We start from the raw sequence: 15,951 nt of genomic DNA on the forward strand, positions 1-15,951 counted from the left end.
GCTCACCATTTTTCGCAACAAATTCCACCATGTGGTGTAGATTGACGTAGAATCTGTCGGACGGCAGATCGGCCGCTCAGAGACGAGCACGAGGACGTGATGAGCAAAGCAGCTTCACCATTGGGACAGACTCCAGACGGTGCCAAGACGGAGAACGGGTTCAGCGCGCGGCGCCCGCGGAGATTCGCCCTCCTTCTCACCACCCTGTTGACCGGCAACATGGCGATTTCTCTCGTTTGGGGCTCCGTATTGAGCCTGCTCATGTCGACGCAGATCGAACGGATCGACCCGGCAAGCAAGGTCGCGAACCTTGCACTGGTGTCCGCGGTGGGGGCTGCGGTATCGGTGGTTGTCCAACCGATATGGGGGACGCTCTCCGACCGCACACGCACGAGGATCGGAAAGCGCTCGCCGTTTCTCATCCTCGGCGGCCTTCTCGGCGGTTTCGCGTTGATCCTGCTGGGAACGTCCAATGCCCTCATCTGGATCGCCCTGTCATGGTGCGCTGTGCAGTTGTTTGTCAACATGTCCCAGGCGCCGCTGCAGGCGGTCATCCCCGATCGCGTCCCGGCTCGGCTGCGTGGCACGACATCGACCGTCATGGGCCTCGGTATGGTGGTCGGCTCCCTGATCGGAAGCTTCTACGGAGCCGCGTTCATCGCCGCCAACGCTCTGATGGCCGGATACGTGGTCCTCGCGGGCATCCTGCTGTTGACGATGGTGCTTTTTGTGCTCGTCAATCCGGAGTCATCGAATCGTGAGGAACCACGCGATGCGTTCCGGTTCGGTCGTTTCCTGCGCGGCTTCTGGATCAACCCGCTCCGACACCCGGATTTCTTCTGGGCGTTCATGGCGCGGATGACGCTGCTGCTCGGCTACTTCGGCGTCGCCCTGTATCAGCTCTATATCCTGCAGGACTACATCGGTCTGGGTACCGGCGCTGCAGCGGTGGTCCCGATCATCGCGGTGGCATCGCTGGGCGGTTCGGTGGTCTCGATGCTCATCTGTGGGCCCCTGTCCGATCGTATCGGGCGACGGAAACCGTTCGTCTTCATCTCCACGCTTGTGCTTGGCATCGCTCTTTTGATTCCCTTCGCTCTGCCAACCAGCGCCGGAATGGTCCTCTTCGGTCTGGTGAGCGGCTTCGGCGTCGGGTGCTATACGGCAGTGGACAACGCCCTGATAACCGAGGTGTTGCCGAAGCAGGAGAACGCGGGGAAAGACCTCGGCATCGCCAATATCGCCAATGCGGTCCCGCAGATCGCGGCCCCCGCGATTGCTGGACTGATCGTGACCCTCACTGGCGGATACCAGGGCCTCTTCCTCGTCGCGCTGGTCCTCACCGTGGTCGGGGCACTCTGTGTCATCCCGATTCGAAAGGTGCGCTGATGCCGATCCCCGTCAACGAGCACTGGGCATGGTTGCGTCCCTGGGCGCGGCCAGAGATCACCGGCATCGGGCGTGTCGAGGCACACTCCATCACGCATCAAGAGCGACTTGACCTGGATGGGATCTGGGACTTCCAACTCCTCTCGCGCCCAACGGACGAGCAACGGCCGAAGGCCTGGACGACATGCGTCGTCCCCGGAGCATGGACCATGCAGGACAAGGGCGACATTCCGATCTACACCGCCCAGCGCGTGCCCTTTGACTCCCTACCGCCGCTTCCGCCGGAGGACAATCCCACCGGAATATATCGGCGCACCTTCGCCGTTCCGAACGGCTGGCGCCGCAAACGCGTCGTGCTGCACGTCGGTGCCGCGATCAGCACCCTGATGGTCGAGGTGAACGGTCGACCCATCGGTGTTGGAAAGGACAGCCGGCTCGCCAACGAGTTCGACGTGACCGAGGCGCTCGTTGAGGGCGAGAACGAGCTCGTTCTTCGTGTTGTGCGTTTCTCGGATGCATCGTTCATCGAGAATCAGGACGGGTGGTGGCATGGTGGCATTACCCGCTCGGTCTTCCTCTACGCCACCGATCTCGTCTATCTGGCGGATGTGCAGACCAGAGTCCAGATCGCCTCGGACGGACCGGGAGGCACCTGTCGTGTCAGTGCCACGGTACGCCGCTCGGACGGCCGCCTCGAGGCCGGCTGGAACATCAGGGCAACGATCGACGGCATCACCGACGCTGCGAAGGTCTCCGCCCCCGGCGCCGCACCAGCTCAAGGCGCCGGTCCGGACGAGTTGCAGGCCTCTGCGGCGTTGCCGGACCTCCCTGCCGATTTCGACGTGTTCGACCTGACCAGCCGCCGCGCAGCCGGCGCACCCAGGGACGCAGCCACGGAAATAGCATCACGGGTGCGTGAGATCCTGCTCACCCCGGAGCCGATCGGCGAGGCCGTGATCGACCTGCAGCTTCCGGCCGTCCGCAGGTGGAACGCCGAGACTCCCCACCTCTACGAGCTCGAGGTGCTCCTCATCGACCCCGCCGGTGGAGTGGTCGAACGTGCGCAGTACCGGATAGGGTTCCGCGAGGTGATCGTGTTGGGCGGCGATCTCCTGGTCAACGGGCAACCGGTGCTCATCCAGGGAGTTAACCGGCACGACTTCGACTCTCGGACGGGGGTCACCGTGTCGCGAGACCAGATCGCTCGTCAGTTGCGCCTGCTCAAGCAGCACGGCATCAACGCGATTCGTACCTCGCACTATCCCAACGATCCCGCCTTCCTCGACCTGTGTGATGAGTACGGCTTCTACGTCATCGATGAGGCAGATATCGAGGCCCACAACTTCTCCACCACGATCTGTAATGATCTCCGGTACACCTCCGCGTTCGTGGATCGCGTGGCACGCATGGCAAGACGTGACGCGAATCACCCCAGCGTCATCATCTACTCGCTCGGGAACGAGACCGCATACGGGGCGAATCACGACGCAGCCGCCGCGTGGCTGCGCTTCTTCGACCCGTCGAGGCCGCTGCACTATGAGGGGGCGATCGCCGTGGACTGGCACTCCGGGCGCTCGGTGACCGACATCGTCGCGCCGATGTACCCGTCGCCTGAGGCGCTGAGGATCTACGCCGCCGACCCTCGCAGTGACCGCCCCCTCATCATGTGCGAGTACTCCCACTCCATGGGCAACTCCAACGGAGGACTCGACGAATACTGGGCGGTGATCGAGTCGACAGATCGCCTGCAGGGCGGGTTCATCTGGGAGCTGACGGATCATGGCCTCGACCCCGACGGCGACGGCCGCTTCCGTTACGGCGGAGACTTTGGTGACATCCCGAACAGCGGAAACTTCTGCATCGACGGACTGCTGTTCCCTGACGGCTCGCCGCATCCGGCCATGGAGGAGGTCCGTCGGATCTTCACCCCCCTGGACTTCACCGCGACGATCGACGAGCTCCAGACCGGACGGGTTGTTGTCCGCAATCGTCAGTTCTACGTCGACTCGTCCCACTATCGGGTGACCGCAGGTGTTGATCTGCTCAATGGCCAGAGCAGCGAGTTCGATGTGCCTATGCCGTCAGTCAAACCGCGCACGAATGCGATCGTGGACATCCCCGCCGAGTTGCTCGACCTTCTGACCCGTCCAGACGCCCTCGGACTCACCTTCACGGTTCGACTCGCCGCCGAGTCTGCATGGGCCAGCACGGGTACAGCGCTCGCCCGCATCCAGGTGCCGATCGTCAAGACACCGCCGACCCGTGAACTGCCGATACCGGGACCGCTCAGTGCGGGAACGATCGACGACGAGGGACGGATCCGATCCCCGCTTCTCCTGGCCGATCCGGAGATCGAGCTCTGGCGGGCGCCCACCGACAACGACGCCGCCCTCGTACATTTCGGGCGATTCGTCACCACCGGCTTCTCAAACCCCACACGCACACTCCTCTCTGTTGTCGAGCATCAGGGTCTTGTCACGGTCGCAACGGCCCTGCGCGCCGATGACGTGACGATCGACCACACCCGCCGGATCGGAGAGCTGCAGAGCGGTGCGATTATCGTGCACGAGCGAGTGAAGGTCCCCCCGGGACAGGGAGGACTGCTGCGAATCGGGACCACTCTCGCCTTGCCCAAGGGCTATTCTCAGGCCACGTGGCTCGGACGGGGACCACACGAGTCGTATTCCGATCGCAAACACTCGGCCCGATTGGGCCGCTGGAAGGCCCCGATCGACGAACTCGCGGTCCCGTACCTGAAGCCGCAGGAAAATGGGTCGCGAGCCGACACCTGGTGGATCGAGCTCTCCGGGTCCGAGGTCCCGACCATACGGGTCAGCCTCGACCAGCCGCACCAGGTCGGCGTCGCCCGACACCGAACAGCGGAACTCGCCGCGAGCCACCACAACTGGGAACTGCCCGCCAGCGAATTCACGTATGTCCACCTCGATGTTGCCCAACGCGGCCTCGGAACGACATCGGCCGGCCCCGATGTCGCCGCGGAGCACCGCGTCGGACCCGGCGACTACGAGTGGTCCTGGATGCTCGAGACGGTGCCCCACGGAACCTCGAATGGATAGCCGTCGAGAGCCGGCTCGATTTCGTTCAGGCCTCCAGGAGCCGCACCACTTCCCCGTCGAGCACATGGGCGATGTCGAGCTGGCCTGGGTGTACCGCGTCAAAGACCTGAAGTCCTTCCCAGAGCGCCAAGAAGGCCAGGACTCTTTCATGGAGGTCCTGGGGAGCGGATTCCGCTCGGAGCCTCCGGACCGTGTCCTCCCAGAGGGCCGCCATCCGCTTCGTGCGCTCCTGGAAGAACCGGCGCGCCGGATGCCCGTCCGTGGCAGCCTCGGCCATGAGCACCGCATACAACTGAACGAGCCCAGGGATGGACCGGTTGTGCTGAAGGAGCGCAGCCACCTCGTCGCGAAGGTCCCGCGCAGTGGTCGGGAGTCCGGCCAGGATTCTGCCCGCCGATTCGTCTCGCCATTGCAGGACATCGAGCAACAACGCCGTCTTGTCCTCAAAATGGTGCAGCAGGGTGGAGTGATCGATTCTCGCGCTGCGCGCAATCGCGCGCAACGACGCACCGTGATATCCGTGCACCGCGAAGGCATCCGCCGCGCGGTCCAGGATCTCTTCACGGGTCGCCCGACCGTTGGCGTAACCACTCCGCGGAGGCCGAGGGGTTTCCTCTTCAGACGTGTCCACGATTCCTCCCGCTCATGGTCAGATCAAGCCGGAACGCTGATCGGATCGCAACGAGCCTACCTAAGGGGCAGTAGTGCTCACGGGTCTCCCACACCTGATCACCCATTGACGTTGAAAGGATAAAAATGACCGCGGTCACGACAGAATACGGGGTCCTCGACGGACTGGAGACGGACGGGCTTTACACATTCCGGAACGTGCCGTATGCCGCGCCGCCGTTCGGTGAGCGACGGTTCGCCAAACCCCGGCCTCCCAAGCCCTGGGACGGTGTGCGAGACGCAACGCAGCCAGGCCCCGCAGCCCCGCAACCCCTGAGCCGACCGGACGCTTTCGGCGGTGCGTACACGCCGACCGCGGTGGGCGAAGACTGTTTGACGCTCGAAATCCGCACGCCAGAACTCGGCGCTGCCGCACTGCCCGTGATGGTGCACATCCACGGCGGCGGCCTGGTCAGCGGAGCCGGATCATCGCCGGGATACGCCGGTGCCGCGTTCGCCCGTGCCGGCATTGTGCACGTCAGCATCAACTATCGACTTGGCATCGAGGGATTCCTGTATTTCGAGGACGGCGCCGACAACCTCGGCCTTCGTGACCAGGTCGCCGCGCTCGAGTGGGTCCACCGCAACATTGCCGTGTTCGGCGGCGATCCGTCCCGCGTCACCATCTACGGACAGTCCGGCGGCGGTGTCAGTACGATGAGCCACCTCGTGATCCCCGCTTCTCGAGGTCTATTCGCACAGGCAATATCGCAGAGCGGATGTCCGGTCGCCTCCATCGACGCTGAAGAGGCATTGACCTTCACCCGGCAGGTCGCGCGGCGGTTGCGTATCGCGCCCACCAGGGCGGCATTCGCGACGGTACCGTGGCAGCGCACGGTCGCCCTCGAACCCTCGCTGATGACACGTTTCCTGCTCCGATTCCTGGGAGGCAAGCGCGATCCGCTCTTCATCTCACCGTTCCGCATAGTGCACGGGACAGAATTCCTGCCGCTCTCGCCTCTCGCTGCCAGTCCCTCGTCGTCCGACGTGCCTTTGCTGGCGGGCACGGTCCACAATGAGACGAAAGATTTTGTCGCCGCGCTGAGCGCTGTCCCCGTGCTCGGGTCGCGGCTTGAGCGGGGTGTGCTCCGGGCCCTGCATGTGGATGGGGAGTTGCGCCGGTCGTACAGCCATGGAACACGAAAGATCGTGAGTGACGGCGCCCTTGCGGAAGCGGCCTGGACGGATTGGGCATTCCGCATCCCCACCATCCGCCTCCTCGAAACCAGGGATGCGCCGTCGTGGCTCTACGAGTTCCGCTGGCAACCGCAGCACCTGCCGGCGGGCCAGGGCGCGGTCCACGCCATCGAACTGCCCTTCGTGCACGACGACCTCGACGCGATCCTGTCGGCTGGCGGGGCGTCGCGGAGCGTTCTCGGGGAGAATCCTCCTCGAGAGGTCGCTGCGGCGATGCACCGCGCATGGACGGAGTTCGTGATCAGCGGCGAGCCCGGGTGGGACACCTACCGGCGACCCGAGCGGCCGACCATGGTATTCGACAAGATGTCCGGGACCGTGCCGGACGCCGCAGGAGCCGAACGCCACGCGTGGGCGGGACGCCGCTGAGCGCCAGGGTCGTCCAGCGACAGTCAATCCGGCCTTTTCGACGGAATGAATCCGCCACCGGCGTTGCGACCGGCCACCAGGCTTCCCGCCAAGACCAACCTCGACCGGAACGAAGAAACCCTGCCCCACGATCAGGGGGGCAGGGTTTCAACGTCGATCAAATGGTGGATCCAAGGGGATTCGAACCCCTGACCCCCTGCATGCCATGCAGGTGCGCTACCGGGCTGCGCCATGGACCCATGTTGTCCAGCAAACTGACCGGGCCAACAAGCCAGACAACTTGACAAGATTACTACACAAGACAAGCCCATCCCAACCACAGAGGACGCGACCGGGCTGTCTGCCCTACTTCACGGGGACGACCAGGCCTCCCCAGGTCTTCTCGATGTATGCCGAGGTCTTCGGGTCGAGCAGCAGCTTGTAGAGCTCCTTGATCCGCGGGTCGTCCTTGAGCTTCTTCGTCGTGGCCAGCACGTTGTAGTACGGGCTGTCGCTTCCCTCGATGAGGATGGCCTGCTTCGAGGTGAGCCCGGCGGGCAGGGCGAAGGAGATGGTCACGAAGGCGGTGTCGACGTCGGGCAGGGACTGGGCGAGGGTCGCGTTGTCGATCTCCACGAAGTCGTACTTGGACGGGTTCGCGGTGATGTCGCTGAGCTTGGTCGGGTTGTCGTCGACGGTGATGAGCTTCTTCGAGGCGAGGATCTTCAGCGCCCGTCCCTCGTTCGTCGGGTCGCTGGGGATGGCGATCTTGGCGCCCTTCTTCAGATCCTTGAGGCTCTTCAGCTTGTCGCTGTAGAAGGCGGCCGTCGGCAGGTAGGCCTTCCCGACGCTCACGAGGTCGTCGTGCGAGGCCGCGTTGTAGGTGTCGAGGAAGGTCTGGTTCTGGAACAGGTTCGCGTCGATGGAGCCGTCGCTCACGGCGGTGTTCGGGGTGTTGTAGTCGGTGAACGGAGTGAATGTGACGGTGAGTCCGGCATCGGCCGCGAGATTGTCCTGGATGAACTTGAGGATGTCGCCCGCCGGGGTCTGCAGCGCGCCGACGTTCACCGTGCCGAGGCTCTTGACGGTGGGGTCGGCCGCCGGCGTGCTCGACGAGCAGGCGGACAGGAGTGCTGCGACGGCGACGACGGCTGCTGCGCCGGCGATGCGGGTGGAGATTCTCATGTGATTCCTCTGGTGGTTTTTATTCGGGGGTGGATGAGACGAGCAGCGAGCGCAGGCTGGTGCGGCGCACGGCGGTGTGGGAGAGCCGGCGCGCCAGGATCGCCGCGGCCGTGGCGAGCGCCTGCACGATGATGAAGATGACGACGATCACGACGACGATGTACGGGGTGCTGTACTGCTGGTACCCGAAGCGGAAGGCGACGTCGCCGAGGCCGCCGCCGGCGACGACCCCGACCATGGCCGAGAAGTTGATGATGGAGGTGATCGTCGTCGCGAGCCCCAGCACGATGCCGGGCAGCGCCTCGGGGACGAATACCTTGCGCACGATCTGCCAGCGCGTCGCCCCCAGCGACTGCGCCGCCTCGGTGAGACCGGGATCGATCTCCTTGAGCGAGATCTCGACCATTCGGGCGAAGAAGGGGATGGCGACGAGCGAGAGGGGCACGGTGGCGGCCGTGGAGCCGATGAAGGTCCCGACGATCAAGCGGGTGAACGGGATGACCGCGATCATCAGGATGATGAACGGGATCGACCTCCCGAGGTTCACCACGAAGTCGAGCACCCGGTTGACGACCACGCCGGCGGTGCGGGAGCCGAACGGCGACTCGAACAGTCCGCCGCGCTCCGTGCCCACAAGCACGATCCCGAGCGGAAGCCCGACGATGATGGTCACGGCGAGGGCGATGCCCACCATGTAGAGCGTCTGGCCGGTGCCGGTGAGCACGTTGCCGAACAGCTCCGGCCAGAAGCCGGGGGCGGTGATGTCGTTCATCGGGCCTCCCCCGCGATCTCGACGAGGAGCCCCTGGGCGCGCAGGTCGGCGATGGGCGCGGCGTTCTGCTCGGGGGTGCCGGGCAGCTCCAGCCGCGTCCTGCCCGCCTGGGTTCCGCCGATGGTCTCGATGACGGCGCCGAGGATGCTCACGTCGAGGCCGTAGGTGCGGGCGAGCTGGGCGATCACCGGCCGGTCGGCACTTCCGCCGCTGAAGGTGATCTCGATGACGGTGCCCGTCGTCTCCGGCAGTTCCCCGAGCGGGAACAGCTCGCGGGCGAGCCGGGATCCTGGCCTCGAGATGAGCTCGACGAGCGGCCCCTGCTCGACGATGCGACCCCGCTCCAGCAGCGCCGCCGAGTCGCAGATGGTCTTCACGACGTCCATCTCGTGGGTGATCAGCAGCACGGTCAGGCCGAGCTGCCGATTGATGGTGCGCACGAGGTCGAGGATCGAGCGGGTCGTCTCGGGATCGAGCGCAGAGGTCGCCTCGTCGGAGAGCAGGACGCTCGGCTCGGCCGCGAGCGCGCGGGCGATGCCGACCCGCTGCTTCTGGCCGCCCGAGAGCTGATTCGCGAAGGCATCCGCCTTGTCGGTGAGCCCAACCAGGTCGAGGATCTCGTCGGCCCGACGACGGCGCTCCCGGCGCTCCAGCCCGACCACCTCGAGGGCGAACTCGACGTTGCCGCGCACCGAGCGGCTCGTGAGCAGGTTGAAGTGCTGGAAGACCATCCCGATCTTCCGTCGTGCGAGCCGGAGTTGCGCATCCGTGACCGCCGTGAGCTCCTGTCCGGCGACGGTGACCGTTCCCGAGTCAGGGCGCTCCAGGAGGTTGACCGACCGGATGAGTGTGCTCTTGCCCGCCCCGCTCTGGCCCACCACGCCGAAGATCTCGCCCTCGGCGACCTCCAGGCTCACGCCGTCGAGCGCGCGGACGAGGCCAGGGCCGAGACCGAACGTCTTGGTGAGGTTGCTGAGGGTGATCATGACTGCCCGGTGCGCTGAGGTGGATGAGGTCACGCGACATCGGGCGACGGAAGGAGGCCGCGAAGGGCGGCACTCCTCCGAGTGTGTCAAGCGGAGAACGACTCCACAAATGAGTGTTACCGATTGTGTTAAGGACGGCGAGACCGCACGGCGGCCCGCAGCGACCGCATCGCCCGGATGGCCGACCGCAGCTCCTGCAGATGATGCGCGGGCAGGAACACCTGGCTCAGCTCGCCGAGGTCGGCCGCGCGATCGCTCGTGCCCACCGTCTCCACGGCGAAGCCGTGGCTGAGGCCGAGGATCTCGACCGCGGCGGCCCCCTGGTAGGGCACGTAGATCGGTGTGGTGACAACGAGCGCGGAGCCCTCGCCGGCGCACCGGCGATGGCGCGCCCAGAACTCGAAGGTGTCCGCGGAGTTCGCTCGCCGGCGCGACGGTTCCGAGGACGGAGCGGCCAGCACCGCGAACCGTCCGAGCGGCGTCTCCCAGCGATATTCGCACCAGGAGGCATTCTGGCCGTCCCCCACGAACTCGTCGACCTCCGGGGCGCCCAGCGGTCCGAAGGCCGCGTCCATGCCGGCCACCATCGCATCGAACTCGTTGTCCCCCGCGACCCCCAGGGCCTCGCGCAGGCCGAGCTCGTCGCCCGCGAAGGGTCGGAACCCGCCCAGGAACACGACGCGGTCGACCGACAGCCCTGCCTCGATCAGCTCGGCGACGAATCGGGGCTTCACGAGACCCGCGCGGATCATCCCGCCGGTCATGAGCACCACGTCGTAGTGGTCGGCGGACGGCGCCGTCCGGTCGGCGAGGCCGAGCGGCGCGGCCAGGGAGAGGGCGAGCCTTTCCTGGTCGTCGTCGAGCCTCGGCCGGGTGGCCAAGTTGCGTTCATGACCGGCGCGGAAGTCCCAGTGCTCGGCCGAGAACCCGTCCAGCCAGGCCAGGACCGCCTCTCCGGATGCCTCGGGCAGCGTCCCGTGGAACGCCGCGACGAGCTCGGCCATCGCCGCACCGGTCGCCCAGGCATCGATCAGGGCGAGCACCCGGCCGGGATCGTCCGCGAGCCCGCGCCAGCTCGGAAGCTCGGCAAGGGTCATGTGGGGCGGATCGGTCGGATCAGTCGGCGCTCTCGTGGACGGGCAGATCGATCGGGATGACCGGGCAGTCCTTCCAGAGACGCTCGAGCGAGTAGTACATGCGGTCCTCCTCGTGGAAGACGTGCACAACGAGGTCGCCGAAGTCGAGCAGGATCCAGCGTCCCTCCGCCCTGCCCTCGCGGCGAAGCGGCTTCGCGCCGTTCTCGATGAGCTTGTCCTCGATCTCGCCGGCGATGGCCACCACGTTGCGCTCGTTGCGACCGGTGGCGAGCAGGAAGACGTCGGTCAGCGGAAGCGGCCCGGAGACGTCCAGTGCAACAAGATCGTCGGCCTGCTTGGAGTCGGCCGCCGCAGCGGCGATCCTGAGCAGTTCGAGGGCGTGGTCGGTCGCGGTCACAGGGTCCTTTGGTGAAGAGGGGAAGAAGACAGGGAGGCGGTCACGGGTCTAGAAGACCTTGAAGATCATTCCCGCGACGAAGAGCACAACGACGCCGACGGCCATCACTGCCGCGGAGACGGCGAGCACCATCGGCAGGCGGCTGTTGCCCTTCGGCTTCACCGTCGCGATCATGGGGCCGGTGGAGGTATGGGTGCTCACGGCGCGGATGGCCCGGACGGGGGCGGAATCGGGATCGGACTCGTCCTCCCGGTCGCCCTCGGCGAGCAGGGCATCCACGTCGGAGTGGTCGTAGTGGGCGGGCAGAGCGCCCGTGGTGCCGAGACTGCTCGGCAGGTTGATCGATCCGGTGACCAGGATCTCCCCCGTGCTGCTCAACGGGCTCAGGAGGTCGTCCATCGTCGGGATCGACGGCAGCACGAGAGCGCTCGTCGGGAGCGCCCCGCTGGCGGCGACGTTGCGGCTGAAGGTGTTCTCCTGCACCTGCTCGTCGTCGTCGATCGATGCCTGGGTGGACCAGTGGCCAACGGGCGGGGTGTAGGCGGAGGGAGTCTCCGGCGTGTTCAGCGAGAGGCCGAAGGGCTTCTGCTCGAGGTCTTCGGGAGCGGAGACGGGCTCGGCGTCGATCGGGGCTTGCTCGTCGAGCACGGGCTGCTGGAACAGCAGCGCATCGAACGCGGCCTCGGCCTTGTCCGCCGGCTCGACGGTCTCCGCCTCGGTCTCCCGCTCGGCGACCCGGGCGGGCTCCTGCCGGGGCTCGGAGGTCGCGACCTCCGGCTCCACCGGCTGAGGCTCGACGGTCTGCTCGTTCGGCGCGACGAACAGCGGGAACCTCGACGGCTCCTCCACCGTCGAGACGGGCGTCTCGTCCGCGGGAGCGACGTGCTCACGATTACGCGGACGGATGGGCTCCGTCACGGTGGAGCTGTGATGGCTGGGAGCGTCGAACTGCTGCGCGCCACCGGACCTCTGCTGCTCGAGCGCACGAAGCTCACGACGGGTGAGCAGGTGCTCCGGCTTGGCCTCGGCCGAGCTGGTCTCGACCGACGTGATCTCCACCGGGGCCACCGGGGCGACGTTCTGGGTGTGGTAGTCGAGCTCGCCGGACGAAGCGGAGGGGGCCGTGGAGCCGGAGATCGTCGCGGAACGACGACCCTCAGGGCTGAAGTCGCGGAGACGATAGGGCGCGGGGCTCTGCGGCTCGTCGGTCTGCTCCTGCCGGTCCGGTACCGCAGAGATCGAGCGGCTACGGAACGACGGTCCGTCGTAGCTCGGCACCTGGGGGCGGGACTGGGTGATGTAGTTGAGCGGTTCGGCGTTGAGCGGCTCCGCGGCGGGGGCGGGGCTCTGCGCCCGGCGACCGCTTCGGCGGCCCGCCTCCGGTCGAGCCTCCGGCTGTGGGGTCTCGTCCTTCTGGGAATCCTGCGCCGCACGACGGGCGTCGGTGTCCCAGCCCTCGCGGGCGAACGAGCCGAAGGGCGTCGGCTGCGAATCCTGGGCAACGGTCACCGGAGACTCCGCGGACTCACCGCGTTCGTTCCGCCGAACCTGTCGCCTGCTTATGGGCGGCTGATCTTGCCAGGCTGTCATGTCAGACTCCGATACAAGTGGTGTTTGGAGATGTACTGAACGACACCATCCGGGACCAAATACCACACCGGGAATCCCCGGCTCACCCGGCTGCGACAGTCGGTTGACGAGATCGCCAGCGCGGGCACTTCCAACAAGCTTACTTCCGACTCCGGCAATCCGGAAATAGTGAGCAGATGTCCCGGCCGAGACACAGCTACGAAATGCGCGAGCGACCAGAGCTCGGTGACGTCCTTCCATTCGAGGATCTGGGCGATGGCATCCGCTCCGGAGATGAAGAACAATTCGGCGTCCGGGCGCTCCGCGTGGATGTCTCGAAGCGTGTCGATCGTGTAGGTCGGCCCGGTGCGATCGATGTCGACCCGGCTCACCGTGAACCGCGGGTTGGCCGCCGTCGCGATCACGGTCATCAGGTACCTGTGCTCGCTGCTGGTCGCACCCGGCTTCTGGTAGGGCTGGCCGGTCGGCACGAAGATCACCTCGTCGAGGCCGAAGGACTGGGCCACCTCGCTGGCGGCGACGAGGTGCCCGTGGTGGATGGGGTCGAAGGTGCCGCCCATGACGCCGATCCTGGGGCGGCGCTGCCCGCTGTCCGTCACCTGTCCGGCCTAGTGGTCGGTCGTGTGCCCGCTCGCCGGCGATCCGCCGGTCTTCTGGCTGTGCCGGTTCGCGACATCGCGGAAGCTCCACACGATCAGACCGAGGAAGATGAAGGCGACGGCGGCGATGAGCGGGAAGACCCAGGCGGGAAAGACCAGGGCGTTCTTCGTTTCTTCAGCGGCCTGAACGATCGTGCTTAGCAACGACATCCACCAATCCTCGTGACGATTACCTGGGAGACAAGCCTAGTGGGGGTTGCGTCTCAGGCCCGCACCTGGCCGGCGCCGCGCACGATCCACTTCGTGCTCGTCAGCTCGCTGAGGCCCATCGGCCCGCGCGCGTGCAGCTTCTGCGTCGAGATGCCGACCTCGGCACCGAAGCCGAACTCCCCGCCGTCGGTGAACCGGGTGGAGGCGTTGACCATGACGACCGCGGAATCCACCTCCGCGAGGAAGCGCTCCGCGTTGCCCAGATCGCCCGTGACGATCGACTCGGTGTGATGGGTCGAATACCTCCGGATGTGCTCGATCGCCTCGTCGAGCCCGCTCACGACCCGCACCGAGAGGTCGAGCGACATGTATTCGGTCGCCCAGTCCTCGTCCGTCGCCGGGATCGCATCCGGGAACAGCCGCCGGGTGCGCTCGTCGCCGTGGATGGTGACACCGGATGCCCGCAGCTCCGCCAGTACGGAGGGCAGCAGTCGCTCGGCGGCGGCCTCGTGCACGAGCAGGGTCTCCAGGGCGTTGCAGACGCTCGGCCGCTGCACCTTGGAGTTCTGCACGATGTCGACCGACCAGGCCGCATCGGCGGACTCGTCGAGGAACACGTGGACCACACCGGCTCCGGTCTCGATCACCGGCACCTTCGACTCGAGGACGACGGTGTTGATCAGCTCGGCGCTCCCCCGCGGGATGAGCACGTCGACGAGGCCGCGGGCCTGCATGAGCTGCCTGGCGCCCTCCCGCCCGAACTCGTCGATGGTCTGCACCGCATCGCCCGGCAGCCCAACGCCGGTCAGCGCATCCTGAATGATGTCGACGAGCACACGGTTGGTGTTCTCGGCGGCACTGCCCCCGCGGAGCACGGCCGCGTTGCCGCTCTTGAGCGCGAGGGAGGCGATGTCGACCGTCACGTTCGGCCTGGCCTCGTAGATCACGCCGACGACGCCGAAGGGCACCCGGACCTGGCTGAGCATCAGCCCGTTCGGCAGTGTGCGCCCGCGCACGGACTCACCGACCGGGTCGACGAGGGCCGCCACGCTGCGCACCGCCTCGGCGAGGGAGCGGAGCCGCTTCTCGTCGAGACGGAGGCGGTCCTGCAGGCCGAGGCTCATTCCGCTCTGGCGACCGGCCGCCAGGTCGAGCTCGTTGGCCTCGATGATCTGCGCGGCGTTCCCGATGACGGCCGTGGCGATCGCCTCGAGCGCCCGGTTCTTGAGCGCCGCGTTCGCGGTGGCCAGGACGATCGAGGCGTCCCTGGCGGCGACCAGCTTCTGGGTCAGTGTGCGCGTGGCGACGGCGGTCTCAGACATGGGGCAAGTTTACGTCGAGCACCCGGGGTAATTCGAGGCCGCGTGCGGGCTGCGGCACGCGCGCATCCGTGCTCAGGCATCGACTCTGCAGTAGTGGCGACCTGGCAGCGACCCAGCCAGCCACAACCGCCAACTCGGCGAGGCAAGCGAGCGCAGAGAGCGAGAGCGAGAGAGGCGAACCGGCACGCTCACTCGGCGGTGGCGGCCTCGAACCAGGTGCCGAGGTGCTCGCCGTTCAGGGCGGCGGCGACCTGGCCGGTGGAGGCGAGCAGCACGGGCGTGCCCGACGCGGCCGCGAGCTTGGCGGCGGCGACCTTGGTGCCCGCTCCCCCGGTGCCGACGCCGGCCGAGCCGATGTCCCCGAACTCGACGCCGGCGAGATCGTCCGTGAACGGGACGATGTCGATGCGGCGGGCGCCGGGCTCGGCGGGCGGGCGGGTGTACAGCGCGTCGACATCCGACAGCAGAACGAGCACGTCGGCATGCACCAGCTGCGAGACGAGGGCGGCCAGGCGATCGTTGTCGCCGAACCGGATCTCCTGGGTGGCGACGGTGTCGTTCTCGTTGACGATGGGGAGAATTCGCAGATCGAGAAGTCGCTCCATCGCACGCCGAGCGTTGCCACGGTGAGTGGGGTTCTCGAGGTCACCGGCGGTCAAGAGCACCTGCCCTGCGACGATCTTGAAGCGGTCGAGGCTGTCCTGATAACGGTAGATGAGCACGTTCTGGCCGACCGCCGCAGCAGCCTGCTTCGTGGCGAGGTCGGTAGGGCGCGAATCGAGCTTGAGGTATGGCATCCCGGTGGCGATGGCACCGGAGGAGACGAGGATCACTTCTGCACCCCGAGCGTGGGCTGCGGCCAAGGCATCCACGAGCGGCTCGATCTGGCCGACATTCGCGCCACTGATGGATGACGACCCCACCTTGACGACGATTCGTCGGGCCTCGAGCACCTGCCGTCGACTCATTCTGCGGTGCCAGCCTCGGAGTCCTTCGTGGCTACGGCAAAACCCTCATCGTCGTTCCACATGCCCGCTTCGCGCTCGCGAACGAGTTCTGCGCGTGCGGCTGCCTTCGCATCCATCTTCTCGAGATAGTGCTCACGTCGTGTCT

General features: G+C 66.5%; 14 protein-coding genes and 1 tRNA gene. 3 read left to right on the top strand and 12 right to left on the bottom strand.

Going from position 1 to position 15,951, the window contains the following annotated elements:
* Window positions 1-99 precede the first annotated feature (99 nt).
* Both VGC18_RS00935 and VGC18_RS00940 read left to right on the top strand, forming a co-directional pair.
* Complete coding sequence (locus VGC18_RS00935) at window positions 100-1,389, top strand: MFS transporter (protein ID WP_331093276.1); 1,290 nt, start codon at window positions 100-102, stop codon at window positions 1,387-1,389.
* Complete coding sequence (locus tag VGC18_RS00940; RefSeq protein WP_331093279.1) at window positions 1,389-4,466, top strand: glycoside hydrolase family 2 TIM barrel-domain containing protein; 3,078 nt, start codon at window positions 1,389-1,391, stop codon at window positions 4,464-4,466. Before VGC18_RS00935 ends, VGC18_RS00940 begins: the two co-directional genes overlap by 1 nt.
* Window positions 4,467-4,491: 25 nt before the next feature.
* Here VGC18_RS00940 and VGC18_RS00945 read toward each other — a convergent pair whose 3' ends face one another.
* Window positions 4,492-5,097 carry a helix-turn-helix domain-containing protein gene (locus VGC18_RS00945; protein WP_331093281.1) on the bottom strand — a complete coding sequence of 202 codons (606 nt, stop codon included), beginning with the start codon at window positions 5,095-5,097 and terminating at the stop codon, window positions 4,492-4,494.
* A 125-nt stretch (window positions 5,098-5,222) separates the two neighbouring features.
* Between VGC18_RS00945 and VGC18_RS00950 the strand changes: the two genes are divergently transcribed.
* On the top strand, window positions 5,223-6,701 hold the full coding sequence (locus tag VGC18_RS00950) for a carboxylesterase/lipase family protein (RefSeq protein ID WP_331093284.1): 1,479 nt from the start codon (window positions 5,223-5,225) through the stop codon (window positions 6,699-6,701).
* Window positions 6,702-6,863: 162 nt separating this feature from the next.
* On the opposite strand, the gene VGC18_RS00955 is transcribed toward VGC18_RS00950, so the two are convergent.
* The 11 genes from VGC18_RS00955 to proB form a co-directional block, all read right to left on the bottom strand.
* Window positions 6,864-6,940, bottom strand: a tRNA-Ala gene (locus tag VGC18_RS00955).
* 106 nt (window positions 6,941-7,046) lie between these two features.
* The gene (locus tag VGC18_RS00960; protein WP_331093286.1) at window positions 7,047-7,865 is read right to left on the bottom strand and encodes a MetQ/NlpA family ABC transporter substrate-binding protein; all 819 of its coding nucleotides are present in this window, start codon (window positions 7,863-7,865) and stop codon (window positions 7,047-7,049) included.
* Window positions 7,866-7,884: 19 nt separating this feature from the next.
* Window positions 7,885-8,637: a methionine ABC transporter permease gene (locus VGC18_RS00965; protein ID WP_331093288.1), complete on the bottom strand. Its 753-nt coding sequence runs from the start codon at window positions 8,635-8,637 to the stop codon at window positions 7,885-7,887.
* Complete coding sequence (locus VGC18_RS00970; RefSeq protein WP_331093290.1) at window positions 8,634-9,623, bottom strand: methionine ABC transporter ATP-binding protein; 990 nt, start codon at window positions 9,621-9,623, stop codon at window positions 8,634-8,636. Before VGC18_RS00970 ends, VGC18_RS00965 begins: the two co-directional genes overlap by 4 nt.
* A gap of 128 nt (window positions 9,624-9,751) precedes the next feature.
* Window positions 9,752-10,720: a hypothetical protein gene (locus VGC18_RS00975; protein ID WP_331093292.1), complete on the bottom strand. Its 969-nt coding sequence runs from the start codon at window positions 10,718-10,720 to the stop codon at window positions 9,752-9,754.
* Between the two features lie 19 nt (window positions 10,721-10,739).
* Window positions 10,740-11,117 (bottom strand): ribosome silencing factor, encoded by a 378-nt coding sequence (gene rsfS / locus VGC18_RS00980; protein ID WP_331093294.1) that lies wholly within the window; start codon window positions 11,115-11,117, stop codon window positions 10,740-10,742.
* Between the two features lie 48 nt (window positions 11,118-11,165).
* Window positions 11,166-12,626 carry a hypothetical protein gene (locus VGC18_RS00985; RefSeq protein ID WP_331093296.1) on the bottom strand — a complete coding sequence of 487 codons (1,461 nt, stop codon included), beginning with the start codon at window positions 12,624-12,626 and terminating at the stop codon, window positions 11,166-11,168.
* Window positions 12,627-12,703: 77 nt separating this feature from the next.
* Window positions 12,704-13,306: a nicotinate-nucleotide adenylyltransferase gene (nadD, locus tag VGC18_RS00990; RefSeq protein ID WP_331093297.1), complete on the bottom strand. Its 603-nt coding sequence runs from the start codon at window positions 13,304-13,306 to the stop codon at window positions 12,704-12,706.
* Window positions 13,307-13,315: 9 nt separating this feature from the next.
* The gene (locus tag VGC18_RS00995) at window positions 13,316-13,516 is read right to left on the bottom strand and encodes a hypothetical protein (RefSeq protein ID WP_331093300.1); all 201 of its coding nucleotides are present in this window, start codon (window positions 13,514-13,516) and stop codon (window positions 13,316-13,318) included.
* Between the two features lie 53 nt (window positions 13,517-13,569).
* The gene (locus VGC18_RS01000) at window positions 13,570-14,838 is read right to left on the bottom strand and encodes a glutamate-5-semialdehyde dehydrogenase (RefSeq protein WP_331093302.1); all 1,269 of its coding nucleotides are present in this window, start codon (window positions 14,836-14,838) and stop codon (window positions 13,570-13,572) included.
* 188 nt (window positions 14,839-15,026) lie between these two features.
* Window positions 15,027-15,806: a glutamate 5-kinase gene (proB, locus tag VGC18_RS01005; RefSeq protein ID WP_331093303.1), complete on the bottom strand. Its 780-nt coding sequence runs from the start codon at window positions 15,804-15,806 to the stop codon at window positions 15,027-15,029.
* Window positions 15,807-15,951 lie beyond the last annotated feature (145 nt).

The sequence above is a fragment of the Lacisediminihabitans sp. genome (assembly GCF_036404185.1).
GTDB lineage: Bacteria > Actinomycetota > Actinomycetes > Actinomycetales > Microbacteriaceae > Lacisediminihabitans.

What these genes read in the sequence shown, in the direction of transcription:
- VGC18_RS00935 (WP_331093276.1), top strand. Translation starts at nt 100, where the DNA reads ATGAGCAAAGCAGCTTCACCATTGGGACAGACTCCAGACGGTGCCAAG.
- VGC18_RS00940 (WP_331093279.1), top strand. Translation starts at nt 1,389, where the DNA reads ATGCCGATCCCCGTCAACGAGCACTGGGCATGGTTGCGTCCCTGGGCG.
- VGC18_RS00950 (WP_331093284.1), top strand. Translation starts at nt 5,223, where the DNA reads ATGACCGCGGTCACGACAGAATACGGGGTCCTCGACGGACTGGAGACG.
- VGC18_RS00960 (WP_331093286.1), bottom strand. Translation starts at nt 7,865, where the DNA reads ATGAGAATCTCCACCCGCATCGCCGGCGCAGCAGCCGTCGTCGCCGTC.
- VGC18_RS00965 (WP_331093288.1), bottom strand. Translation starts at nt 8,637, where the DNA reads ATGAACGACATCACCGCCCCCGGCTTCTGGCCGGAGCTGTTCGGCAAC.
- VGC18_RS00970 (WP_331093290.1), bottom strand. Translation starts at nt 9,623, where the DNA reads ATGATCACCCTCAGCAACCTCACCAAGACGTTCGGTCTCGGCCCTGGC.
- VGC18_RS00975 (WP_331093292.1), bottom strand. Translation starts at nt 10,720, where the DNA reads ATGACCCTTGCCGAGCTTCCGAGCTGGCGCGGGCTCGCGGACGATCCC.
- VGC18_RS00995 (WP_331093300.1), bottom strand. Translation starts at nt 13,516, where the DNA reads ATGTCGTTGCTAAGCACGATCGTTCAGGCCGCTGAAGAAACGAAGAAC.
- VGC18_RS01000 (WP_331093302.1), bottom strand. Translation starts at nt 14,838, where the DNA reads ATGTCTGAGACCGCCGTCGCCACGCGCACACTGACCCAGAAGCTGGTC.
- proB (WP_331093303.1), bottom strand. Translation starts at nt 15,806, where the DNA reads ATGAGTCGACGGCAGGTGCTCGAGGCCCGACGAATCGTCGTCAAGGTG.